General features: G+C 52.5%; 20 protein-coding genes. 9 read left to right on the top strand and 11 right to left on the bottom strand.

Going from position 1 to position 25419, the window contains the following annotated elements:
* Nucleotides 1–93: 93 nt before the first annotated feature.
* From trxA to CWE12_RS12065, 5 genes are all read right to left on the bottom strand, one after another.
* Nucleotides 94–945 (bottom strand): thioredoxin, encoded by an 852-nt coding sequence (trxA, locus tag CWE12_RS12085; RefSeq protein ID WP_126789957.1) that lies wholly within the window; start codon nt 943–945, stop codon nt 94–96.
* Nucleotides 946–1034: 89 nt separating this feature from the next.
* Nucleotides 1035–2393, bottom strand: coding sequence for an aldehyde dehydrogenase family protein (locus CWE12_RS12080; protein ID WP_126789956.1), 1359 nt, complete (start codon nt 2391–2393; stop codon nt 1035–1037).
* Nucleotides 2390–3844, bottom strand: a complete 1455-nt coding sequence (locus tag CWE12_RS12075; protein ID WP_126789955.1) for an NAD-dependent succinate-semialdehyde dehydrogenase — start codon at nt 3842–3844, stop codon at nt 2390–2392. The genes CWE12_RS12080 and CWE12_RS12075 overlap by 4 nt, the downstream gene beginning before the upstream one ends.
* Nucleotides 3837–4958 carry a PQQ-dependent sugar dehydrogenase gene (locus CWE12_RS12070; RefSeq protein WP_198675750.1) on the bottom strand — a complete coding sequence of 374 codons (1122 nt, stop codon included), beginning with the start codon at nt 4956–4958 and terminating at the stop codon, nt 3837–3839. Before CWE12_RS12070 ends, CWE12_RS12075 begins: the two co-directional genes overlap by 8 nt.
* A 1-nt stretch (nt 4959) precedes the next feature.
* Nucleotides 4960–5478 (bottom strand): hypothetical protein, encoded by a 519-nt coding sequence (locus tag CWE12_RS12065; RefSeq protein WP_126789954.1) that lies wholly within the window; start codon nt 5476–5478, stop codon nt 4960–4962.
* Between the two features lie 161 nt (nt 5479–5639).
* Between CWE12_RS12065 and CWE12_RS12060 the strand changes: the two genes are divergently transcribed.
* The 3 genes from CWE12_RS12060 to CWE12_RS12050 all read left to right on the top strand — a co-directional run bounded on the left by CWE12_RS12060 (nt 5640) and on the right by CWE12_RS12050 (nt 10692).
* The gene (locus CWE12_RS12060) at nt 5640–7664 is read left to right on the top strand and encodes an NADPH-dependent 2,4-dienoyl-CoA reductase (RefSeq protein WP_126789953.1); all 2025 of its coding nucleotides are present in this window, start codon (nt 5640–5642) and stop codon (nt 7662–7664) included.
* 81 nt (nt 7665–7745) lie between these two features.
* Entirely contained in the window at nt 7746–9038 is a 1293-nt protein-coding gene (locus tag CWE12_RS12055) for a Glu/Leu/Phe/Val family dehydrogenase (RefSeq protein WP_126789952.1), read from the top strand.
* Between the two features lie 103 nt (nt 9039–9141).
* Nucleotides 9142–10692 carry a hypothetical protein gene (locus CWE12_RS12050; protein ID WP_126789951.1) on the top strand — a complete coding sequence of 517 codons (1551 nt, stop codon included), beginning with the start codon at nt 9142–9144 and terminating at the stop codon, nt 10690–10692.
* Here CWE12_RS12050 and CWE12_RS12045 read toward each other — a convergent pair.
* On the bottom strand, nt 10685–12574 hold the full coding sequence (locus CWE12_RS12045; RefSeq protein ID WP_126789950.1) for an AMP-binding protein: 1890 nt from the start codon (nt 12572–12574) through the stop codon (nt 10685–10687). The two genes, CWE12_RS12050 and CWE12_RS12045, sit on opposite strands and share 8 nt — an antisense overlap.
* 126 nt (nt 12575–12700) lie before the next feature.
* Entirely contained in the window at nt 12701–13258 is a 558-nt protein-coding gene (locus tag CWE12_RS12040; protein ID WP_126789949.1) for a glutathione S-transferase family protein, read from the bottom strand.
* A gap of 106 nt (nt 13259–13364) precedes the next feature.
* On the opposite strand from CWE12_RS12040, the gene CWE12_RS12035 reads away from it, so the two are divergent.
* From CWE12_RS12035 to CWE12_RS12025, 3 genes are all read left to right on the top strand, one after another.
* Nucleotides 13365–14936, top strand: a complete 1572-nt coding sequence (locus CWE12_RS12035) for a lipase family alpha/beta hydrolase (protein ID WP_126789948.1) — start codon at nt 13365–13367, stop codon at nt 14934–14936.
* 300 nt (nt 14937–15236) lie between these two features.
* Nucleotides 15237–16955, top strand: coding sequence for a DEAD/DEAH box helicase (locus CWE12_RS12030; RefSeq protein WP_126789947.1), 1719 nt, complete (start codon nt 15237–15239; stop codon nt 16953–16955).
* A gap of 115 nt (nt 16956–17070) precedes the next feature.
* Nucleotides 17071–18033 carry an alpha/beta hydrolase gene (locus CWE12_RS12025; RefSeq protein ID WP_126789946.1) on the top strand — a complete coding sequence of 321 codons (963 nt, stop codon included), beginning with the start codon at nt 17071–17073 and terminating at the stop codon, nt 18031–18033.
* On the opposite strand, the gene CWE12_RS12020 is transcribed toward CWE12_RS12025, so the two are convergent.
* Nucleotides 18014–18532, bottom strand: a complete 519-nt coding sequence (locus CWE12_RS12020) for a lipocalin family protein (protein WP_126789945.1) — start codon at nt 18530–18532, stop codon at nt 18014–18016. The genes CWE12_RS12025 and CWE12_RS12020 overlap by 20 nt on opposite strands.
* An 81-nt stretch (nt 18533–18613) precedes the next feature.
* Nucleotides 18614–20179 carry a cryptochrome/photolyase family protein gene (locus CWE12_RS12015; protein ID WP_126789944.1) on the bottom strand — a complete coding sequence of 522 codons (1566 nt, stop codon included), beginning with the start codon at nt 20177–20179 and terminating at the stop codon, nt 18614–18616.
* A gap of 95 nt (nt 20180–20274) precedes the next feature.
* Between CWE12_RS12015 and rsuA the strand changes: the two genes are divergently transcribed.
* The 3 genes from rsuA (at nt 20275) to CWE12_RS12000 (ending at nt 22944) form a co-directional block, all read left to right on the top strand.
* Complete coding sequence (rsuA, locus tag CWE12_RS12010) at nt 20275–20979, top strand: 16S rRNA pseudouridine(516) synthase RsuA (protein WP_126789943.1); 705 nt, start codon at nt 20275–20277, stop codon at nt 20977–20979.
* A 127-nt stretch (nt 20980–21106) separates the two neighbouring features.
* Nucleotides 21107–22636, top strand: a complete 1530-nt coding sequence (locus tag CWE12_RS12005; RefSeq protein WP_126789942.1) for a S10 family peptidase — start codon at nt 21107–21109, stop codon at nt 22634–22636.
* 116 nt (nt 22637–22752) lie between these two features.
* Nucleotides 22753–22944: a PLD nuclease N-terminal domain-containing protein gene (locus CWE12_RS12000; RefSeq protein WP_126789941.1), complete on the top strand. Its 192-nt coding sequence runs from the start codon at nt 22753–22755 to the stop codon at nt 22942–22944.
* 79 nt (nt 22945–23023) lie between these two features.
* On the opposite strand, the gene CWE12_RS11995 is transcribed toward CWE12_RS12000, so the two are convergent.
* The gene (locus CWE12_RS11995) at nt 23024–24235 is read right to left on the bottom strand and encodes an NAD(P)/FAD-dependent oxidoreductase (RefSeq protein WP_126789940.1); all 1212 of its coding nucleotides are present in this window, start codon (nt 24233–24235) and stop codon (nt 23024–23026) included.
* Nucleotides 24236–24304: 69 nt separating this feature from the next.
* Nucleotides 24305–25312: an isopenicillin N synthase family dioxygenase gene (locus tag CWE12_RS11990; RefSeq protein WP_126789939.1), complete on the bottom strand. Its 1008-nt coding sequence runs from the start codon at nt 25310–25312 to the stop codon at nt 24305–24307.
* Nucleotides 25313–25419: the final 107 nt, after the last annotated feature.

Genomic DNA, 25419 nt, shown 5'->3' with positions numbered 1-25419 from the left:
TGGCTTTTCGCGTATAGCGACGTTATCGGCGAATTTTAGACAAAAAAAGACCGGCTGAGGGAGCCGGCCTAAACTCGTTGCTAGCGACAGCAGCTAATAAAGCATGCTGTACAATTTTCTACGCGCGCTCGCGGCCAGAGGATCACCGGCCGGTAAATTATTAATGACATCGAGGGTCGTTTTCTTCGCGTCGGCAAAGTTCATATCGGTTTGCAGCACCTTGAATAATAAATCCAGTGCCTCGCCATGACGGCGAACCTGATGGTATTGAACTGCCAACTTAAGCTGCAGCTCGAGATTATCCGGTTGCGTCGCGAGTTCGTCTTCAAGCGCCTTCACTTCAGGACTGTCAGCGGCGTCTTCGGCGAGTTTGATTTTAGCCAGGATCTGTTGGTAGTAAGAATCCTGATCGGCAATGGTTAGCGCTTTTAACAGCTCTTTTGCCTGCTCAGTATGGCCAATGCTGGCGGCTGCGTCAGCCAGAATAAGCCGCGCAGCAGCATCGTCGGGGGCCAAATCAAATGCCTGCTTCGCCTGTTCGTAGGCCACTTCAAAATTTTCTTCACCAAGTGCCTGCTTGGCTAACGCCAGTGCTTCGTCCTGCGGTTGGGGCAGGTAATTGGCCAGCATTTGACGAATCGCCGATTCCGGCTGTGCTCCGCTCAACCCGTCGACGGGCTGACCATCTTTGAAAACGACCAAAGTAGGCAGGCTTTGCACACCAAACTGAGCGGCAATCGCCTGCTGCTCTTCACAGTTGATTTTGGCAAGAATCAGATCATGGGGGTAATCCGCGGCGATTTTTTCCAGCACAGGAGTCAGCTGCTTACATGGCTCGCACCAGTCCGCCCAGAAGTCGATAAGAACGACTTTCTCTTGCGAGCCCTGGATCAGCACCTGCTGTGCGTTTTGTTCGTTAATATCAATAATATTCTGTGCTTGCACCTAAGTACCTTCTCGTTTGGTGGTCCATTCTAAGGGATCTGTCTACTGTCTTAGTTTAAATAAGGGCAGTCGATCTAACTTCAAGGCTATTACATCAGCTTTTTCAGCCAGCTCAGCTTTTGTTTGTTAAACGGAGGATAACGCAGTGCGACGTCAAGCATGAAACGACGCGTCATCACCGGCTTCTGGTGGGAAAAGGTTTGCACCCCGTACTCTCCATGGTATCGCCCCATGCCGCTGTTACCGACGCCACCAAAAGGCAACTCCGGATTGAGCATAAACACCAGGGTGTCATTAAAACAAAGCGTGCCGCAGCTTATATGCTGTTCAATTCGTTGTTGTTCATTTTTATCATGGGTAAAGGCGTAACAGGCCAGCGGCTTGCTGCCATTCTGAATTTTAGCGATGGCCCGGTCGAGATTGTCAACCGCGCAGATCGGCAGCAGGGGGCCAAAGATCTCTTCCTGCATAAGCGCACTGTGCGCTGGCGGATCGTCAACCAGCATGGGTGCCATAAAACGTTCGCGGCGATCATAATCTTTATGGTTAATGACGTTGTGTTCATCTAACAGACCAAGTAAGCGGTTGAAATGACGGTCATTGACTATCCGCCCGTAGTCCTTGCTGCGTTGCGGTTCGTCGCCGTAGAACGACTGAATGGCATTGAGTAACTCAGCAACCAGCTGTTCTTTAACGCTGGCATCAACCAGCACGTAGTCAGGTGCAATACAGGTTTGCCCTGCATTAAGCCATTTGCCCCAGGCTATTCTGCGAGCGGTGGTTTTTATATCGCAATAACGACTGACCAGAACCGGACTCTTTCCCCCCAGTTCAAGCGTGACTGGGGTGAGGTGCTCAGCGGCAGCACGCATGACTATTTTACCAACCGTGCCGCCGCCAGTGTAAAAGATATGGTCGAAGCGCTGTTTGAGCAGCTCAGTTGCCACATCGGCATCCCCCTCCAGCACCTCAACCGCATTGCTGTCGAGATAGCCGGGTAGTACATCAGCCAGGACTTTACTGGTTGCAGGGCTTACTTCAGAAGGCTTTAACAGCGCACAGTTACCCGCGGCCAGGGCCGCAATTAACGGGCTCAGGCTCAACTGCAGCGGATAGTTCCAGGCTCCGAAAATGAGCACCACCCCTAAGGGCTCGAGGGTTATTTTGCTGTGTCCGGGCCGCGCCACCAAAGGGGTCGATACCCTGCGTGGTTTGAGCCATTTTCTGAGGTGCTTGCGGGTATACTGAACATCCTTAAGGGTGAAGCCAATCTCAGTAGTCCAGGCCTCCGCATTACTTTTACCTAGATCGGCTTTTAGCGCGGCGCTAAGCACGTCCGTCTGCTCTGTTAAAAAGCGCTCAATGCCCTCTAACTGACTAAAACGCCAGTCCATTGAACGGGTCACCCCGCGTGAGAAGGTGGCGCGGAGCTGTTCTATTGCTGTCATAGATTACCTTGTATTAAGGTTTTAATTTCCAGGTATTCATCAATACCATAATGTGAGCCTTCACGGCCAATACCTGATTGCTTCATGCCTCCAAAAGGGTGCAGCGCATTGGAAATCGCACCGGCGTTGATACCGACCAAACCAGCCTCAAGCGCTTCACTGACACGGTGAATGCGCTGCACGGAGGAGGCACAGAAATAGGCCGCTAATCCGTACTCGGTATCGTTGGCGAGTTGAATGCCGTCGTCTTCAGTGTCGAAACGCTGCACTGCAACCACCGGCGCAAAAATTTCTGTATTGGCAATTTTCATATCATTGCGAATGCCCGTCAGGAGTTCGGGAGCGTAAAACAGGGCTCCGATATCCGTACGCTGACCGCCCTCAAGCTCGCAGGAAGCGCCCTGTTCCAGGGCATCCCTGACCAGTTCCTGCGCTTTCTCCACGGCGTCCTGGTTAATCAGCGGCCCCATATCGACGCCGTCTTGCATACCATCGCCTATTTTCAGTTCCTTCATTGCGGCGGACAGCTTCCCGACGAATGCATCGTGAATGTCCTTCTGAACTAACACCCGGTTCGCGCTGATACAGGTTTGCCCGGCATTGCGAAATTTACAGGCTATAAACTGCTCCACAGCGACATCCAGGTCGGCATCGTCAAACACGATAAAAGGCGCATTACCACCGAGTTCCAACGATACTTTCATCACGTTTTCAGCGCACAGTCGCATCAGGTTCTGACCGACTTTGGTTGACCCGGTGAAGGATAATTTGCGCACTTTTTCATTGCTGCACAGTGTTTCGCTGAACATTTTCGCATCGTCAGTGGGAACAATATTAATCACCCCTGGCGGGATCCCAACTTTCTCAGCCAGCACCGCAAGCGCCAGCGCAGAAAGCGGCGTCAGACTGGGTGGCTTAACCACGACGGTGCAACCAGCTGCCAAAGCTGGCGCTACTTTGCGGGTAATCATTGCATTTGGAAAGTTCCACGGGGTTATGCAGCCGACCACACCAACGGGCTGCTTAATGACCCGTGTTTGCTGACCTTCGCTTAATAACGGCAGAATATCACCACGGACGCGCCGCGCCTCTTCTGCAAACCATTCGACGAAGCTGGCGCCATAGGCTATTTCGCCAGCTGCTTCGGCGACGGGTTTGCCTTGCTCCAGCGTCATAATTTCAGCCAGCGGCTGCTGGTGTTCCATAATAGCGTCGTACCATTGACGGAGCTTTTTGCCGCGCTGTTCAGCGGTGCAGCGACGCCAGCTTTGCAGTGCTTTATGTGCGGCGTCAATTGCCTGTTCAACGTTTTTCTGGCTGGCGCTCGCTACCTGGCCGACTACTTCACCAGATGCCGGGTTGCTGACGTCAAAGGTTGCGTCGCCTTGCAGCCAGTTGCCATTAATGTACATGGCCTTCGATAAAAGCTCGTCGCGGGATAATTTACTCATGGTGTTCTCCTTGTGGGGTCACACGAATTAATTCACCGTTCTGATGGTCGGTAAGCAGATATAGATAGCCATCAGCACCGGTGTAGACATAACGAATTCTACGATCCAGCTCAGTAAACAGATCTTCCTGCTCAATGACCCGGTTGCCTGCCAGCCGCACGCGCTGCACTTTTTTTGCTGCTAACGCCGAAACAAAAAAATCCCCGCGCCAGTCGCCAAAGGCGTCTCCGCGGTAGAGCGTCATCCCGGATGGGGCAATCGATGGGGTCCACTCGAGCAATGGCGATGTCATCCCCGGGAGTTGCTGGTACGGAGTGATGCGGGCGTTATTGTAGTCGATCCCACCGGTAATCAGCGGCCAGCCGTAGTTCGCGCCTGCGCGCATCAGGTTAAGTTCGTCACCGCCTTTCGGGCCGTGTTCGTTGGTATAAAGGCGGTCGCTTTGCGGATCATAAACGATCCCCTGCACGTTTCGATGACCATACGAATAGGTTCCAGGGGCGGCATGTGCGAGTCCGACAAAGGGGTTGTCGGCCGGGATACTTCCATCCATATTAAGTCGGACGACGCTGCCAATGTGATTTTCTGGATTCTGCGCCTGTTCCCGGTAATCAAACCCATCTCCGAGCCCCAGCACCAGGGTGTTATCTGCTAAAAATGTGAAACGACCGCCATAATGGGCACTGCCTTCACGGCCTGGCGACGAACGAAAAATCTCTTCGACCTGGTTCAGGGTATCGTCGGCGAATACAGCCCGGGCCAGACAGGTGCTGCTATTTTTTCGGGTGCCACAGGCATAGCTCAGGTAAATACGGTTGCTATCAGCAAAGTCAGGCGCCAGTTTGACGTCGAACAAACCGCCATGGCCTTCAACCCAGGCTTCAGGCACATTGGCTATGGGCTCTTCGACCAGTTCACCCTCTGCATTGATGATCCGCAGTGCACCGGTTTGCTCAGTCACCAGAATTCGTCCATCCGGTAACATCTCCATCCCCCAGGGGTATTCAAGTTCATCACTGATAACAGTAGTGGTGTAGTCGGCAAATGCCGGCGAGGCGCTGACCAGCAATGCGGCCATCAGAGACAGTCGGAACGGTTGCAACATAGTGCGCATATTAGGCCTTTTTGTCTTCAGTATCATTGGTCTCAGTATCCTTATTCTCAGCATCCCGGGGCTGGTCTTCAGGCGCGTTAAGTGGGCTGCTGAGTAAGGTGTAGGTGACGGCTCCAATAGCAGCCGCGAGCAGCATGATTAGGGTCCCTCCGCTGCCGCGGGTTGCGGCGATAAATGTTGGCATTGGCGCCAGGGCATCAATGACCTGAAAGCAGACCCATAGCCCAGCTACGGCGGCCAGGGTTAGCCAGACGATACGCTGGCCTGGAAAGAGGCGGGCGACGAGTTCGGCAATACTAAAAGAGACCAGAAAGGTGCAGGTAATAATAGCCAGATAGAGCGGGCCAAAGTAGCGTAAATCATGCCAGGTGTTGCTTAGTCGCATAGGAAAACTAATCGGTGGTCCAAAGTTGCCGGTCGCAGCCAGATTCAGCTGAGTTTGGAATATGGTCCCAAGTACAGCAGCCACTAGCACGGCGATAACAAAGGCCAGCAAAATGCTCATCGGTTTGTTGCTCAAGTTGTCACCTGTTTATTGAAAGTAAGCGTCGCTTTTTAAGCTAGATGAATAATCCCTTCGATGCCAGCTCTTTAGCCATTCACGCACAGACTAACTTGCCTGCCGTCGCCGTTCCCTTTAAAGTGGATGCTTTACAGGTACGACCAGAACAGGACAGAGTTATGACCACGCCATATACGCATCTTTTCCAGCCTTTAGACTTAGGTTTTACGACGCTCAAAAACCGCGTCCTTATGGGCTCCATGCACACGGGTCTCGAAGAGGCAAAGGGTGGCTTTGAGAAAATGGCGGCTTTTTATGCCGAACGGGCAAAAGGCGGTGTCGGGCTGATCGTGACCGGTGGTATCAGCCCCAACGTTCGTGGTCGGCTCACCCCTCATGGTAGTCAGATAAGCCATCCCTGGCATGTTAAAAAGCATAAAATTGTGACCGATGCGGTGCACCAGCACGATGCAAAAATTTGCCTGCAGATATTGCATGCAGGACGCTACGCGTATCACCCCTTTAGTTTAGCGCCAAGTGCTATCAAAGCGCCGATTACGCCATTTAAGCCAAGCGAGATGAGCCAGCGGCAGATTGAAAAAACTATCAGACACTATGCCCGGGCGGCGAAAAAAGCGCAGCAAGCGGGTTACGATGGCGTCGAAGTGATGGGCTCAGAAGGCTACTTAATTAATCAGTTCCTATGCCCGCGGACGAATAAACGAACAGATAAATGGGGTGGTAGTTTTGCCAACCGCATGCAGTTCCCTCTGGCAATCATCAAGGCCATTCGCGAAGCGGTGGGTGAGAAGTTTATTCTTATATATCGGCTGTCGATGATCGATCTGGTTGAAGACGGTCATAACCTGGATGAGGTGATCGAACTGGGTAAGGCCGCGGAAGCAACCGGCGCCACTATTATTAACACCGGCATCGGCTGGCACGAAGCGCGTGTTCCTACCATCGTCACCTCGGTGCCACGCGGCGCGTTTAGCTGGATTACTGCGCGTTTAAAGCAGGAGCTCAAGGTGCCTGTGGTGGCGTGCAACCGTATCAATACTCCCGAGATTGCTGAAAAAATCCTCGCCGACGGTGAAGCCGATATGGTGTCGATGGCGCGTCCGTTGCTGGCTGATCCTGAGTTTGTGAACAAAGCTGAGCAGGGCGCACCTGAACGCATTAATACCTGCATTGCCTGCAACCAGGCCTGTCTTGATCACGTATTTAAAAACAAGCGCGCGACTTGTCTGGTCAATCCATTGGCCTGTTTTGAAACCGAGCTGGAGATGAAACCGGTAGCCTCAGCTAAGCGTTTAGCTGTAGTAGGTGCCGGCCCGGCCGGCCTGGCATTTGCCTGCTATGCCGCAGAACGGGGCCATGAGGTCCATTTATACGATAAAGCCAGCGAGGTCGGTGGTCAGTTTAATTACGCGAAACAGATCCCCGGTAAAGAAGAGTTTTTTGAAACCATTCGCTACTTTAAACAGCGTCTCAAGGAAACGGGTGTGCAGGTGCATCTGGGCGAGACGAAGACAGCTGACCGCCTGGCCGATGAGAAATTCGATGAAGTCATTCTGGCGACGGGTGTTAAGCCGCGTGATTTAGCCATTGAAGGCGCCGATCTGCCGCATGTACTGGGCTACCTGGATGTCTTGCGGGACCATAAAGAGGTGGGTAAACGAGTCGCGGTCATTGGTGCTGGTGGGATTGGCTTTGATGTCTCAGAGTACCTTACGACTACGGAATCACCGACCCTGCACCCGGATGAATGGCACAAGATTTGGGGCATCGATAAGACCTATGCGAATAGAGGGGCACTGTTGACGCAGTCACTGGCTGAGCCAAACCCACGCGAGGTTTACCTGATGCAGCGTAAAGAAACCAAGGTTGGTGCCGGACTTGGCAAAACATCGGGTTGGGTGCACCGCAACACGCTTAAAAAGAAAGGGGTCAAAATGCTCAATAGCGTGACCTATAAGCGGATTGTCGCTGGCGGCATCGAGATCGAACGCGATGGAAAAAGCGAACTGCTGGAAGTAGACAATGTAGTTGTCTGCGCGGGGCAGTTGCCATTTCGTCCGTTGCAGTCAGAGCTGGAAAGCAAGGGTATTACGACCCATATCATTGGTGGTGCAGATGTTGCTGCAGAGCTGGATGCTAAACGCGCAATTCGTCAGGGAGCCGAACTGGCAGCGCGGATTTGATCAAAAACTGACTTTTTCGGCTATACCTAAACGAGTTGATTCAAAAAGCAAACGAATGAATGAGGGAAGGATATTTAATCTATGGCTGAAAATGATGTAAGCACTCCGGAAGTTCTTAAAGACGCACAAAGCCGCCTGCAGGATATTTACCAGCGGCTTGATGTGTCAGACGACGCCCGCCAGCGACTGGCACACCCGCGTCGCTCGCTGCAATTCTCAATTCCTGTGCGGATGGATAATGGTTCGCTGAAAGTATTTCAGGGCTGGCGCGTGCAATATGACGTGACCCGGGGCCCGGCCAAAGGTGGCATTCGCTTTCACCCGAATGTAAATGCAGATGAAGTCACTGCACTGAGTTTCTGGATGGCAATTAAGTGCGCGGCGGTCGACCTTCCGTATGGCGGAGGGAAAGGGGGCGTTCAATGCAACCCTAAGGAACTTTCGCGGATGGAGCTGGAGCGGTTGTCACGGGGCTATATGCGCGCGGTGTTTGATGTGGTTGGTCCCGATGTCGACATTCCGGCACCCGACGTCAATACCGATGCCACAGTGATGGGCTGGATGGATGATGAATTTGCATCGATTGCCCGCCGCCAACTGCCCGCCGTCATTACAGGTAAGCCACTTGGGCTTGGCGGATCGCAGGGACGTGTGGAAGCGACCGGTGAAGGGGCGCTGGAAGTGCTCAATATTTGGGCTGATCGCAACAAGCAAAAAGCGAAGAAGCTAAAGGTTGCGGTGCAGGGGTTTGGTAACGCCGGTTACCATTTTGCCCGTGCTGCAGCTGATCAGGGCTACAACGTGGTGGCGGTATCAGACTCTCAACGCACCGTATACAGCGCGGAAGGGCTGGATATTGACGCCGTTTACAACGCCAAGCAACAGGGTCAGCTGAAACCTTTTAGCAGCGGTAGCAAAAATAAAGGCGACACGCTGGAGCGCGATGCGGTGCTCGGGCTCGATGTTGATATTCTGGTGCTGGCAGCGTTGGAAAATGCCATCGATGACAACAATGCGAAGCAGGTTAGCGCGAAAGTCATTCTGGAAATCGCCAATGGTCCGGTGACGTCGAAAGCGGATAGCAAGCTTGAACAGGCCGGTGTCACGGTTATTCCGGATGTTCTGGCTAATACCGGCGGGGTTATCGTCAGTTATTTTGAGTGGATCCAAAACCGAACTGGCGATTACTGGACCGCTGAGGTGGTGAACCAGCGACTGCGTGAGCGCATTAACCAGCAGGCTGATTTGATTTTTAAAGTCGCCAAAGATGAAAAGGTTACCCTGCGCACTGCCACCTATATGCAGGGCATTCGACGCATAACGGAAGCCATGGACCATCGTGGTTCGCAGCGTTTCTTTAACGGTGACTGCTAACTGTGACTTATCTGACAAGCGGCGTCCTTTCCGGGGCGGTCGCTTGTCATTCCATAGCATGCTGGTTAGCATGGTTTTTTAACTTTCGTATCAGGATCCAGGGATGACTCCTCGTTTAGCCGTTCTGGCCTCTCTTCTATTCGTTTTGTCCGCGTGTTCCAGCGAACAGGCCAAGGTCTCAAATTTTCAGCCTGAACCGGGCGAACATCGCCGCTATCAGCTTGTTTCCAGCACTGAGGTGACCCGCCTTGATGCCGGTGGTGAGGATTATAGTGAGCGTATACAAAAGACTGAGCTACGAAGTTACCAGGTAACTGACTCTGGCTCGAATAGGGTCAATTTAGCCGTGCAGCCCGATTATCTGCATACTCAGGCAGATTCAGGCTATAGCTTTGGCAGCGTTATTGGGGCGATGAACGACCAGGATGCTGCATTACTCGAAGCATTGGCTGACGGTAGCATGCTGCAGGTCAGTCTGGATGACGGCCACCTAACCAGCCCGCTTAGCAGCAGCTACACCGACGCGCGACGTTCGTTAACGGGCAGTCTGGACCGGCTGCAGGAAGTTCTGACTCAGCCGGGTCTGGTGAGTGGTATGCAGTTTAAACCCGGGGCCACTCGCGATGTTGAAGATGACACTAACAGCGGGCTGGACGGCTTCACATTGCGGGTCACAGCGTTGTATGACAACCATGTACTCTTCACCATTGAAAGTGATACTGATGACTCAACACAACTCTATGGCCGAATGCTGGTGGAGCGTGAAACCGGGTGGTTAGATCGTGCTGGTGTCGTGATCAAACGCGAGCTCACGGCAGATGGTGATAAGCATGAAGTTCGCTCCGTGATGTCGTTAACGGCAGCTGACTGGCCCTATGCTGAACTGTTGCAATACAACAACCAGGAAGGCATGGATATTGACTATACCCGCCTGCCCGGGAACCTTGAGCATTTAATCGATGCTACGACGCAGCAGATCTTCCCGAATTCTACGGGGACTGTGGAGGTAAACGGGGATCGGATTACGCTTGAATACGAGCACCTTCTGAATGAAGCTGAAGAAGCAGGCCAGTTTAATTTCACGGAGATAGAGGCTTTTAACGCGCAGGGCGACGCATTGGAACTTAAGTTTCAGGCGTTAAGGCCGTTCAGCTATAAGCGCACAGATGGCCCATTAATTAGCTATGCAGAGGCATTCCCGCTGGGTTGGGACGGTATTCAGTCAGGGCTGGCCCAGGTTGACCGCATCGAGGCTACCATGCAGTGGTTCCCGCAACGGCTGCAACTGATGCCGATAGACGTGCCTACCCAGGGGACCACTGAGATAACTCACGGTGATGCCCGGGCTCGTTTGCAAGCCACCGACAACGCAGGTGAATTCGATCTGTATTTGTATCCAACACCACACCAGCTATTTGGTGTTCAGGTCTATGGCGCTGAAAGCGGTGTGCTGCACTCGCTTGCTATTGACGACGGCGCCGATTGGTTGAGCGACAACGAACGCAGCAAGCTCAACGTGATTCAGTATGGTGAATACCCGGTGCGCATTCGCTTAAGCTTCCGCGACCAGGTTCCACAGCAGCTAAAGCTAGTCGCCTTTACTATTGCGCAGGAGCCAGAGGCAGAGCAACGGCTCCAATTCAGGCTTAAGTAACCTGCCTGAACGCTTGCTGGATATCATCTAGGCTTTCTGCGTCATCAATGGTAGAGGGCACCTGGTAGCTGTCACCATCGACGATATTACGCACTATCTTGCGCAGAATTTTGCCCGAACGTGTTTTCGGTAAACGCGCTACTGTGACGACTGTTTTTAAACAGGCCAGGGCTCCGATTTGTTTGCGCACCAGTGCAACCAGCTCATCCTGCAGTTGCTGCGGGCTGATTGTTGCGCCATTCTTTACAATAACCAGTGCCACCGGCAACTGCCCTTTGAGTTGATCCTGTGCCCCAACTACACAGCATTCGGCGACCGCGGAGTGGCTTGCAACAACCTCTTCAATTTCACCGGTCGACAGCCGGTGACCGGCCACATTTATCACATCATCGGTGCGGCCCATAATAAACAGGTAACCGTCGTCGTCAATGTAACCCCCGTCGCCAGTCGCGTAATAGCCCGGGAACTGGCGCAGGTAGCCGCTTTCATAGCGCGCAGGGTTTTGCCAGATAGTGGTCAGACAGCCTGGGGGCAGCGGGAGGCGGATGGCAATATTGCCTTGCTCGCCGTTGGCTACCGGCTGACCACCGTCGTCCAGAATACAGACCTGATAGCCTGGAACCGGCACTGTCGCCGAGCCAGGTTTCACAGTGAGCGCTTCAACACCCATCAGATTGGCACACACCGGCCAACCAGTTTCAGTTTGCCACCAGTGGTCGACGACAGGTTTGTTGGTTTTCTCTCTGGTCCATTCGTAGGTCGCCGGGTCTAATCGTTCTCCAGCCATGAAAATAGTTTCGAGTTCGCTGAGGTCGTAGCTTTCTATCTGTTGACCTTCGGGGTCCTCTTTACGTTTCGCGCGAAACGCAGTGGGGGCGGCAAATAGGGCCTTTACCCGATAGTCCTCGCAAATACGCCAAAAGGCGCCTGCATTCGGGGTAAAAACGGGCTTACCTTCATAGAGAACACTACTGCACCCGGCAAGCAGTGGGCCGTAAACGATAAATGAATGGCCAACCACCCAGCCCACATCGGAGGCGGTAAATATAGTATCGCCTGCTGTGCAATTGTATACCGCACCCATGCTGTAATGCAGTGCTGTGGCGTAACCACCGTGATCACGAACGACACCTTTCGGTTTTCCGGTGGTGCCTGAGGTATACAGGATATAAAGCGGGTCATCACTGTTCACCGCTACCGCATCCGCCGGGCTGCTGGTTTTCATCAGTTCGACCCAGTCATAATCGCGCCCGTCCAGCAGGGCGTAGTTCACTTGTTTTTCGGCGGGAACATTGGTCCGGTTGAAAATAATACAGCAGTCGGGTTGATGGCTGGACTTTTCCAGGGCTTTATCGAGCAAAGGCTTGTATTCAATCAGGCGGCTGACTTCGATGCCATGTGAGGCACTGATAACCACCTTAGGCGTGGCGTCCTCAATTCGCACAGCAAGTTCATGTGCAGCGAAGCCACCGAAGACTACAGAATGCACAGCGCCAAGTCTGGCGACGGCGAGCATCGCAATAGCGGCCTGCGGGATCATTGGCATATAGATGACCACCCGGTCACCGCGCTGAACTCCCTGGTCGCGCAGTACCCCGGCAAAATGGCGGACCTCATCGAATAATTGCTGGTAGGTAATGGTGTCTTTATTGCCAGTTACAGGGGAATCATAATAGAACGCAGCCTGGTTTCCGCGACCTTCTTCAATATGGTGGTCTAATGTAGCGTGACAAATATTGATCTGACCGTCACTAAACCAGCTGTTAGACGAAGGGTCAAACGCTTGTGTTGGTGTTCTGAACCATGCCAGTTTATTGGCTTTTTCGAGCCAGAAGGCTTGCGGGTTATCACGTGCGGCTGAATATTCGTTTTGATAGGACAAAGAGGCCTCCTGCTAGCTGATAAAAAGGGGTTGCTGAATGTTTATGCTAAACCTCAGCATACCCTTTAACCAGATAGCAGGATGTTAGACTTAAGGCTAATCTGCTGAACAATTGTTGACGGTTATCTACGCGGCGGGTGGGGTAGTGACTTCGAACTCGCGGCTTTGTCTGGCGTCTTCGAGCCAGCGAAGCAGCGCCGGGAAACTGGATAAGTCCAGTCGCTGGCGGTATAGCGCCCAGTCAATAAAGCAGGCGAGTCGTATTCCTGCATCATTCCATTCCAGCCCTTGTTCCGCTTTGCTATTCAGTGCCTGCAGACACTGCTGAATGCGTTGTGCCTGGCGCTGGGTGTAGCTATTGGTGGCAATATCGACGCCGCTTTTTTCCAACAGGAACAGGTTAATAGTGCTATCCAACGCCGTGGTGACCAAGAGGTAAAGGTCGAACTCTTCAATACTTTGGCAGAACCCCTGCTCATTACGCTGGCGGATGTGTTTTAAGATGCTTGACGAGTCATGCAGCACCAGATCACCATCTTGCAGATAAGGAACCCGCATGGCAGGTGATCCCTCTGCACTCTGCGCGTAATCAGTTTCAATAAACTCAAAATCCATGCCCTGTTGCAACAGGGCTATGCGGCAGTGGCGCACGAACGGGGAGGTAAAGCTGCCGTGTAGTTTCATACCTTTTCTCTCAGTTAACCCAAGTGGGACCTTAAGTATGCCAACAGCGGGGGGAAACTGTCTATACTGGTTATTTATTGACTACTTGTAGTGCATCAGGTGCCATATGCCCGGACTCAAACCTTCGGTAAATAAAACAGCCCCGGAACCAACCGATCCCTTTCATCCAATTATCTACGTACGCGGTTACGCGATGACTGAAAACGCCATGGAAGCAACGGTGCATACGCCTTATATGGGGTTTAACCTTGGTTCGACGCGGGCCCGGCAGCAATATGACCGCTCGTTTCGTCACTATATTTTCGAATCACCGTTGATCCGGTTGATGAAAGAGTATGGTTATCAGGACTCTTACGCCGACGGTATTAACCTGGCGGAGCCGGGCGGGCCAGTCGATTTTCCTGACGCGGACAAGCGCCTGCCGAGACGTTCGATCATTATTCATCGTTACTATGAAGAGGAGCATGAACAAGGGAATGGATCGACTGACTCAGATGCTATGGGGCGCAGTCAGCGACCCTCTATTGAAGCGGCGGCAGTCCGTTTATCAAAGCTAATTGCAAGAGTGCGCGACTTTACCTGTGGTGACGATACCCAGGCGCGTGCTGAATTTAAGGTCTATCTGGTTGCGCACTCGATGGGTGGACTGATATGCCGCTGTCTGTTGCAGAACGAGGAGGCAGACCCTGAGCAAAGTCGGCGGCTGGTCGATAAGGTGTTCACCTATGGCACCCCACATAACGGCATCGAGGTGATGGGGCTGAATGTACCCCGATTTTTTTCACTGTGGGATGCGCATAATTTTAACCGCGCCGAAATGGCAGGGTATCTTAAATTGAAACCACGCAATGGACGGGTAAATTCGCTGAATGGTGCCTTTCCTAATGAACGCTTCTTCTGTTTAGTTGGTACTAACCCCCATGACTACAACCTGACCCGGCTGGTTATCGATAAAGCCAGTGATGGTCTGGTGACCATGGACAATGCGTATATTGAAGACGCGCCACGGGTGCATACCTATACCAGTCACAGTGGCCCTTATGGAATGGTGAACTCGAAAATAGGCTACGATAATCTGGTGCGGTTTTTGTTTGGTGATTACCGTCTTCGAATTACCATGCAGCCCGCTGTGTTACCCTTATCGCCACCGTTGCAACGTGCCTACGACGACGGAGCGACGATACGCGGATCGTACTTGTTTGAATGCACCCTGACCCCAAGAGGGGACGACCCGGTGCCGTTATCGAGCCGGCGAATTGACCACCATTCAGCCGTCTTTCGTAGTTTTGATGAATTATTAAATCCACACAAGGCAGGGCTTAAGCGGCCGCGATACCCGGTGTTAGCCAGTGTCTTTCTTGATTCGAAACGAATTGAAGTGGGTACTACCATGGTCATGAACCTGGAGCTGAATGTTGAAGGCACGGATTTCCGTCTCAACGGAGGCTCAGTGTTATCGCGACGGGCACCCGCGGAGCATTTATTCCGTCAAACCATAACGCTGAAGATTACCTTGCAGCCGGGCGGCTGGCGAATGCGCTATATTTTTGCCGACCAGCAATGGAGCGATAAGCGCGGAAGCGAGCTGAAAGAAGATGAGCAGGGTCACTTTATTGAACTAAAGAACAGTAAAGGCTTCGCCGCTAAACTTTATCTGCAGATGGCGGATTGGCGATAAACTAGCCGTTTGAGGTCGAAAAGGCCCGCCAATTGTTAAAATTGTTCACTATTTGCGCGTTGCTATTGCATGTTGCCGTAATCCAAGTATAGTTACGCCTCCTCAAGGTAAATGCCTGCTGTGAAGTGCCGGTTATCCTTGAATTGTCATGGGGTGACTACGCCTATCCAGTTGGCTTGCCGCGAAATACTATTCCGCGTTCCAAGCTCCAACCATAAGTGCCGGGCGATGCCCCTACATATCGTGAGTCTGCAACAGGGTTGTCGTTTGTTGTAGCGTTGAATAGTGTGAAAAAAATATATGTCTGAATTTACTACTTTCTCTGCTCTTGAGTTACCTGAACCGATCCTGCGCGGTATTACCGAGCTAGGTTATGATACGCCAACGCCTATCCAGCAACGTGCCATTGGTCCATTGCTTGAAGGGCGTGACGTGTTAGGTGAAGCGCAAACTGGTACCGGTAAAACGGCAGCTTTTGGTTTGCCTGCACTTGCCAATATCGACACCACAGTTCGTGGCGCACAGCTTCTGGTTGTCGCACCGACTCGTGAGCTGGCGATTCAGGTTGCTGAATCAATCGAGCAAATGGGCAAATTTATGCGTGGCTTAACTGTTGCAACCGTTTACGGTGGCGCAGCCTATGGTCCGCAAATTAAACTTCTTAAAGGTGGCGCACAGGTTGTTGTGGGTACCCCGGGCCGTTTGATGGACCACATCAATAAAGGCACTCTGGACCTGAGCAAGCTGAAAATGAGCGTGCTCGATGAAGCCGACGAAATGCTCAACATGGGCTTCGTTGAAGACATCGAGTTCATCATGGAAAGCGTGCCGAAAGATGCACAGCGTGCATTGTTCTCAGCCACCATGCCACAGCAAATTCGTAAAATTGCGCAAAAATTCCTGACCGATTCGGTCCATGTCGCGATCGAGAAAACCCAGGAACACAAAGCGAATATTACCCAGAAAGCCTGGAAAGTGACGGTACTGAACAAGAACACTGCGCTTGAGCGTATTCTTGAAACCACCGATTACAATCTGGCGCTGATCTTTGTGCGTACCCGTCAGGATACTATTACCCTGTCGGATCACCTGCAAAGCAAAGGCTTTAAGGCTGCTGGCCTGAACGGTGACATGAACCAGGCGCAACGCGAGGCCACTGTGTCTCAGTTGAAAGCAGGTACCGTGCGCGTTCTGGTAGCAACCGATGTGGTTGCCCGTGGTCTTGATGTCCCGGGTGTAAGCCATGTTATTAACTATGACCTGCCGAACGACGCAGAGTCGTATGTTCACCGTATCGGTCGTACCGGTCGTGCAGGCCGCTCTGGCGAGGCTATCTTGTTTGCCCGTCCACGTGAAATGCACCTTTTACGTCGTTATGAGCGCGAAACCAAAGGCACCATCGAAATGATGGAAGTGCCAACAGCGCGCGAAATGACCGCGTACCGTTTAGAAGCCTGTCAGAAGCGTTTAGCTGACGTGGTTGCTAATCAGGACCTGGACACTATGCGTGAACTGGTTGAACAAATGGCCAATGACGGCGGCGTTGACATGAAGGACCTGGCTGCGGCCTTGTTGTTCGAACAACAGCAGACGCGTCCATTGTTCGTTAAAGACGACCCTAAACCTCGTCGTGAAGCGCGTGATACGCGTGGTGACCGCAATGACCGTAACCCGCGTCAGAGCAAAGGCCGCAACGAACGCTTCGAGCGTGGCGGTGAGCGCGGTAGCAAAAGCCCTCGCGCAGCCGGTGCAGCAGCTCGTCCTGGTAAAGGCCGTGATATGAACATTGAGTTCGATACCTATCGCTTAAACGTTGGTAAAGACCACGGTGCTCGTCCAGGCGATATCGTTGGTGCGATTGCGAACGAAGGCAATATGGACAGCCGCATGATTGGTAACATTAAGTTGCACGGTGAGCACAGCTTTGTTGAGCTGCCTAAAGGCTTACCAGCCGCTATCGTTGCTAAACTACAACGTGCGCGCATTCGTCAGCAGCCGTCAGGTATGATGAAAGTCTAAACTAAGGCCCAAGCCCTGGTTTAACGCTAAGAGCCACCTTCGGGTGGCTTTTTTGTGTCTGCTGACAAATAATGAACCTGCCTGACTGGCAGGTGCACTTACAGAGGAAGGGCTGATGAAGCAACAGGGATGTCTGATTGTAATCTGTTTGTGTTGGCTGACCGCCTGCAGCAGCTTAATAGAGCGTCAAATGGCCACGCATACTGGCATGAGGGGCGCAGTTATTACTGATTTTGGTCAAACCGAGCGTCGCTTATGTCTGGACGATGACGTTTGTGTGCGGGTAACAGACTGGGGGGAGCTAAAACAGATCGAAAATGGCGAGCCCTTAACTGAACTTAAGCTGCGCGCCGATATTTATATGAACGAGGCTAAACTGGAGCTGGACGAAACGTTTGAGTTCTCCGGGTTAACGCCATCCGCACCCTTGCTCGTTATTTTTCCTGGTTATGGTATGCGCGCCGACCATATGGGAATGATGGCGCTGTTTATGCGCTCTCAGGGCGTTCAGCCTTTGGTCGTCGCTAGCCCGACTGAGCAAGACCCGTTTAATTTCGGCGTCCAGGGCGCACGCGACTTAGCCGCTATTATTGCTGAGCGCTACACTGACCGGGAGGTGTATCTGTTAGGATTTTCATTGGGGTCGCTGGCGGTTGCGGAGTTTAGCCGCATTCATCAACCTGCTGGCGCTATGGTACTGGCACCATTACTTGATTTCGACGCATCGGCACAACGCCTGATTGCTATGCACCGACGGAGTTCAGTCTTTGCGCGGGTGATCCCCCCGCAGAGCTATGCCGATGGCCTGCAAAAACTGGTTAAAAACAGCCAGGTGGACCCGGCTGCATTGACCTGGGGCTATGCGGTCGAGCACTTGCCGGATGACTCTCTGGTACTGGGCTCCACGCATGACACCTTAAGTCGTTTTGCTGAGCTGGAATACGAGGTGAGGGCGCAGGGGCGAGAGTTTACGATGATTGAATTTACGCAAACAGCTTATTTGCACCCGGTTATGGCGATGCCCTTACCTGATATTCAGGCCGCGATTAGAGACTGGCTTAATGCTCAGTCTCAATGATTTGGTCGATGTCATAACCCCATTCGTGCGCGCGGGCCAGCGTTTGGTCAATTAGCCAGCGCGGCAGGCGCGGTTCACGTGCAAGCAGCCAAAAATAGTCGGTGCTGTCACCAACAATGACCGCATACTCATAGTCATCGCCCAGTTCCGCAATGTAATAGCCGCCGCTGAAGGGCCACTGAAAGGTGACCGCAAACGAAGCCGGCATGTCGTCGATTGGTTCTGCTTTACCTATCACGGAGCTCCATTCTCCTTGTTCGCTGTTGTAACCCCGATTGGTTACTTCAAAGGTGCCGTCTTCGTTTAACCGATATTCAGCGGTAACGCGCTGCAAGTCCTTCTGGAACCGGTTAGGCATGCGTGCGATTTCATACCAGGTACCCATATAACGCCCGGCATCGAGGTTTTTAACGGGCTCCGAGACTGGTGTTTTAGCGACGGTACAGGCACTGAGTACGCCTAAGGTGGCAACGGTTAACAGCAGTGTGGAAAAACGCATAGAGGATCCTGAAAGCTTGTTGTTTTAAGTGGTCTTAATATGGCCTGTGAACCAGGGAAATACAAGCCAATAGGGGCTTGTTCAAAGGTTGTCGAGGTCAGCCAGGTAGCGTTCGGCTTGCTTTAGTATAACCTCTCGCTCACTGGCATCGCGTTGTTCCCATTGGCGGTAAATCATCCTCATTCGATGGTTATGGCGCAGCCTGTCTTTATGTCGCTCAATAAAATGCCAGTACAGCAGGTTAAAGGGGCAGGCATCTTCGCCGCTGCGCTGATTGACGTTGTAGTGGCAGCTTTTGCAGTAATGCCCCATTTTATTGAGGTAATTCCCACTCGACACATAAGGCTTTGTAGCCAGTAAACCACCATCCGCGAACTGACTCATCCCTCGTGTATTGGGCAACTCGACCCATTCAATGGCATCGATGTAGATACCTAAATACCAGGCATCCACCTGATCCGGGTGGACACCCGCCAGCAGCGCAAAGTTGCCGGTGACCATCAGACGCTGGATATGATGCGCGTAGGCGTACTCGAGTGACTGTTCAACTGCGTGTTGCATACAGGCCATTTTGGTTCGCCCGTGCCAGTAAAAATCCGGCAGCTTGCGCTGATGCTGAAGTTTGTTGTGGGCGGCGTAATCAGGCATTTTAGCCCAGTAAATAGCGCGAACATATTCACGCCAGCCGATAATCTGGCGCACGAAGCCTTCAATCTGAGCCAGTGTGATAGCACCGTCACTGTGTTGATAGGCTTCGATGGCCCGTTCTACCACTTCGCGGGGGCTGAGCATCTTGCTATTCATGCTAAAGGACAAACGGGCGTGGTACAGGCTCCAGCCGCGCTCGCTTAAAGCGTCCTGATAGCGCCCGAAATCGGGCAAACAGTGGCGGATGAAAAAGTCGAGTAGCTGACGTGACTGCTGCCGGGTGACGGGCCAGAGGAGCTCTTTTGAAGCGTTGCCCATGGTTTCAATGCCGGCATCATCGATCAGTTGCAGTAACCCGGTGACATCATTAGCGAAGGTGAGCGGGGTCGGGATGTCCTGCTTTGCGGGCAGTTTGTTGCGATTTTCATGGTCATAGTTCCACTTGCCGCCAACTGGTTTGTCACCGTCCATCAGGTAGCCGTACTGGCGGCGTACCCGTCGATAGAAGGTTTCCATCAGCAGTGCATTGTCGTTGTCAAAATGCTGCTGCAGCGCGTCGCGCGAGGTAAGAAAGTGCTCGCTATCGACCATGTGCACACTGACCTGTGGTGGTTTGAAACGGAGCAGAAGTTCATCCAGCCGCCATTCGTCAGGCGCCTGATAGCTAAATGACTCAGCCTTGATATGCTCAATAATCATGGTCAGGTTGTCAGTAAGGCTGTGAGTGTTTTGTCGGCTGTCCAAAGCCAGATACAGTATTTCGTGACGGTTACTCAGCGCATTGGCAAATGCGCGCATGGCAGCAAAAAAGGCCAGCAGCTTTTGTTTATGATGGCGCACGTAGTCAGTTTCCTGACGGATTTCCATCATCACATAGAGGGTGTCGTCGCGCTGCTGATGAAACCAGCTATGACTGACATTCAGTTGATCCCCAAGAATCAGCCGGATTTCCCTATATCGGGTCGTGTTTAGGTCCGTTAACGCGTAAAATAATGCCATTCAATATCACCCGACAGCTTCTGTAGTGCTCACCTGAGTACTTACGTTAGTAAGACACCTATACGCAGTAGCGTCACAAGAGGTTTAATAACACTATGCGCCTGGAAAAATTTGTTTCAGCTTCGACTGGTTTAAGCCGCAAAGAAGCGGGTCGGGCTATTCGCGCCGAAGAAGTATTTATCGATGGGGTTATGTGTAAGAAGGCGGCCACCGCGGTAACCGAGAAGGACTCGGTTAGCTGGCTCGGTCAGCCCCTGCAGATCATTGGGTTGCGCTATTTAATGCTGCATAAGCCAGAAGGGACGGTGTCGTCCACTGAAGATCCGGTTCATCCTTCTGTTTTTATGTTGCTTGACGAACCTAAACCGGATGCCATTCACTGTGTTGGCCGTTTAGATGTCGATACCACCGGACTATTGTTGCTCACCGATGACGGCAAATGGTCGCACCGGATTACATCGCCCAAAAAGAACTGCGCTAAAACCTATCTGGCGACGCTGGCAGACCCTCTGACCGGAGATGATTTTGAGCGGGTACGGACTCAGTTCGCCAACGGCGTCATGCTGCGTGGGGAAGAAACCCCAACCCTGGCGGCGCAACTTGAAGCGATTGATGCAAACCAGTTCCGCCTGACTCTGCATGAAGGGCGTTACCATCAGGTTAAGCGGATGTTCGCTGCGGTGGGAAATAAGGTGGTGGGCCTGCATCGTGAATCCGTCGGAAGCCTGGTCCTCGACCCCGATCTTGCGCCGGGAGAATATCGCCATTTAACGGCTGACGAGGTCGCCTCGTTCGACTGATTGCTCTATGCGGGGGCGGTCTCCCTCGAAAAGCCAGCCATTTATCTCGTTCGCGTCGAGTCAGGGTTGAGCTTTGCCGTAAAGACCCGTTTAATGGGTACCTCTTTTTGCAACACGAGATAGAAGCATGAAACTATTATTTTGCCGCGCTATTGCCGGGCTGATGCTACTTCAGCTTAGCGCGTTCAGTGCCCTGGCTCACGACAAAGACGACCATCGCCGTACGCTGGAAGCAGAGTCGGTCGTCGTCACTGACCATCGCGCAGAGATCAACGGTGAACGGGTTGACTACAAAGCGTACGCCGGGTTTTTGCCAGTTTGGGATGAAGAAGGCCACCCGATAGCAACGCTGCAGTATACCTATTACGAACGTCAGGGCGTGAGCAATCAGGAGCGCCGGCCATTAATGTTTTCCTTTAATGGCGGGCCGGGTTCGGCATCGGTCTGGATGCATATTGCATACACCGGACCGAAGTCACTGCGCGTCGATGATGAAGGCTTCCCTATCCAGCCTTATGGTGTGAAAGATAACCCCCATTCGGTGCTGGATAGCACCGATATTGTCTTTGTGAATCCGGTCAATACGGGTTACAGCCGTGTCTTGCCAGGGCCTGATGGCGAAATGCCGTCTCGCGAGCAGCAACGGGAGATGTTCTTCGGGGTGAATTCTGATGTTGAGTACCTGGCAGAATGGATGAACACCTTCGTCACCCGTTATGAGCGCTGGCGCTCGCCTAAGTTCCTGATTGGCGAAAGCTACGGCACCACTCGTGTAGCGGGTCTTGCCCATGCACTGCAAAACCAGCAATGGATGTATATCAATGGTGTTGTGCTGGTTTCACCCACCGACATGGGTATGGAACGCAACGGACCGGTCAAAGCCGCCAACCGCCTGCCGTATTTCGCAGCGGCGGCCTGGTATCATGAGCAACTGGACGAGGATCTCCAGTCCGGCGATCTGTACGATCTGTTGCCGGAAGTGGAAGACTTCGCGATTGATACCTATTTGCCTGCACTGGCGCGAGGCGCCTGGTTAGACGAGAGTGAACGTGAAGAAGTGGCACGCCAGGTGGCGCGTTACTCAGGCTTATCTGAGCAGCTAGTGCTGCAAAGTAATCTGGATATTGACACTGCATTTTTCTGGAAAGAACTGCTCCGCGATGAAGGCCTGACCATTGGCCGTCTTGACTCGCGTTATACCGGCATTGATATGAACGATGTCGGTGAACGTCCGGATTTTAACTCTGAACTGACATCTTGGTTGCACTCGTTTACCCCGGCGATTAATTATTATCTGCGTGAGGAGCTTGGCCTGCACACAGACATTAAATACAACATGTTCGGTCCGGTGCATCCCTGGGATCGCAGTGATAACAACACAGGTCGTCAGTTGCGTCAGGCAATGGCGCAGAACCCGTTCATGAATGTACTGGTGCAGTCTGGCTACTATGACGGTGCAACCAATTACTTCGATGCGAAATACAGCATGTGGCAACTTGACCCAAGTGGCAAGATGCGCGACCGCCTGTTTTTCGAAGGCTACCGCAGTGGTCACATGATGTATCTGCGCAGCGAAGATTTGCAGTTGTCGAACCAAGATTTGCGCGAGTTCATTCGTCATTCGCTACCGGATGAGGACCAGTCAGCGCGCTATTAAGCAATTGTTTCGTTAGTAAAAACCCTGCAATTTTTTGTGGGGTTTTTTCATTTTGTACTAGGCTTATTGATGTGAACTGAAGGTAAACTTTATTTCTTAAATATAAGGGTGACAAGATGCCAGAGTTTAGTGGATTTTTAGGCCTGATACTTCTTATCTTAGTAATTTACGCCGTCGTGAAAACGGTCCAAAGCGGCGCATCAACAGGCACCAAAGTACTTTGGATTGTGATTTTAATCCTGATCCCATTCATTGGCTTCATTCTGTGGCTATTGCTCGGCCCGAAAGGCGGCGCAAACACGGTTTAGTGGTTAGAGTCCGTGACTGATTGAGGAATATGTAAAGCTCCGGTGATAGACACTATCGCCGGAGCTTTTGATTAAGAGTCTACCCCCTGCGGTCAAACGAGAAGAGCTCTTTCAGATCGTGTTCTGATTGCTCGATCCAGGCTTGCAGTACGTCGCAGCCAATCACGCTATAGCTGATGCCGTTGCCTCCGTATGCCATGGCGAAGTGAATTCTTGGGCCCAGACTTGGATGGGGGCCGAAGAAAGGTAAACCGTCTTTAGTTTCCGCAAAGGTTCCGGCCCAGGCAAAAGCCTCACTGAATTCAAGGCGGGGGAACAAGGCCTGTAGTTTATCAGCGAGTTTCTTCGCTTTCTTGGCAACCTTAGTGTCCCGCCGCGCCGGAATATCAATATCATCATCTTCACCACCAATAACCAGACGGCCATCGCCGGTCGCACGCATATAAAGGTAAGGACGGGCAGATTCCCAGACCATGGTGTCCGCCAGCGGCCCCAGCGCAGCTTTCGATATAGGGTCGGTTACAAAGGCATAGCTGCTTCGGTTGTCTGCTATTTTTTCCGTAAGGTATTGTTGAGACTCATACCCCGACGCAATGATCAGGTGGTCCGCATCGATACGGTGCCCGCCTTTGGTCAGAATACTTACTCCCGACGCATCAGCATTGAAGGTCGCGATTTCAGTACGCTCATAAACCTTTCCGCCGCGTTTAAGAACTCGCTGATGCAATTTATGCGCAGTTCTGTATGGGTCGATACGGGCGGCCAGTGGGGTCAGAATAGCCGCTGGCGCATCTATGCCAAAAGCGCGCTGGAGCTCATCGTGCTCTAACCATTTGGCATCGAAGCCGTGCTTGCGGCGTAGCTGATATTCCTCGAGCATGCCTTCAACGTCCTTGTCCCGGCTGGCGAAATAGAGACTATCCTGCATTGCAAAGTCGAGATCAGAGAACGAGCGGGTTCGGCGCCGTAATGTGGTAATTGCATCGGCACAGCCCTGGTAAGCAAGATAGGCTGAATGTTCACCGAAGTCCTTTGCCAGATCACACATATGGACGTCAATTTCATATTGCAGCAAGGCGGTGCTCGCCGCACTGCTACCCCAGCCAATCTCACGCCGGTCCGCCACTGCTACCTGATACCCTTGTTCGCTAAAATGGTCAGCCAGCAGCGCGCCGGTAATCCCTCCACCCATAATGACAATCTGGGTCTTCAGATTCTCCTGCAACGTTGGGTACTGATGCATCAAACCATTCTTTATCGCCCAAAAAGGCAGGCCGCTTTTTAAATCCATGCTCGTCATCCGCTAGCTGATCATAGCTAGAGTGTAGACTAGATTGCACGGCGGCCCGGGAGTTGCCTGTTAGCAGGCGCGGTCAAAACCATGGTAATGGGCCTGAGCCACATCCGGATGCGAGCGCAGGCGGCCTTTGAGAACGTTGTCGCCAACCTGATAGAACAGCGGGTTTTGTGGATCGGCGGAAGGACCCAGGGCATCTTTTTTAAGGTGCTCCGGCAGGTCTAGCAATGGCACTTCGCTATCCAGTTTAGCCGCCATAAAGAAGGCGCAGGAATAACGAACCTGATCGGCGGCCGGGCTTTGTACTCTATGGTACGTCGCACGCAGATAGCCATCTGAAGCCAGCTCGAGCAGTTCACCGATATTGATCACGACAGCACCTTCAAGCGGCGGTACGCTGACCCAGCCTTCGTCGTCTTTCAGTACTTCAAGGCCTGACTGCTGGTCCTGAGTGACGATGGTCAGGTAGCCCGGGTCTTTATGCGCACCAACCCCCTGACGCTCACCAGGAGCGGCACTACCGGGGTAGCGAATCAGCTTCATGTGGGTGTAGGGCGGGGTAATACCCTCGTCAAAGGTGGTTGCTGGCTGCTCTAACACTTCGGCGAATGCGCGTAACAGCGCAGTGCTGACGTCAGACAGGGCCTGCTGATAACCGAGAAGGGTTTGCTCCATCTCAGGTAACGCCTGGGGCCACTGGTTGGGACCGATCAGTTTCCACCATTGCGGTTCGTTATCTGCGACCTTAACCGCCTGATCCTCGCCCATGATATCGAATTGTTCACGTAAATCTGGTTTGCCCTGAGTTAACTCGCCCTGCAGACGGGTATAGCCGCGAAAATGGGCGCTGTTTTTCATCTCTACACTCAGCTTTTCAGCGTCGGGCAGAGCAAAAAATTGTTTGCCTAACGACATAACCTCGTCCTGCAGGCAACAAAGCTGATGACCTTTGACATAGAAAAAGCCAACGGTGCGGGCAGCTTCAGCAAGCTCGGATAAAAAGGCCTGCTTTTGCTCACCACCCGCGTATAAATCACGAAGATCGAGTACGGGTAAAGCGGTCTGTTGCATAATGCGTCGTCCAGGTTATGAATCTGGACCGAGTATAGGGGCTTCGCGGCTAAATCCTAAAAACCGAATTGCTATTTGATATATGAAAAGTTGCTAATCACAGCCTG

The sequence above is a fragment of the Aliidiomarina sedimenti genome (assembly GCF_003986955.1).
In the GTDB taxonomy this organism is placed as follows: domain Bacteria; phylum Pseudomonadota; class Gammaproteobacteria; order Enterobacterales; family Alteromonadaceae; genus Aliidiomarina; species Aliidiomarina sedimenti.
This window is presented reverse-complemented; position numbering and strand designations above follow the sequence as displayed.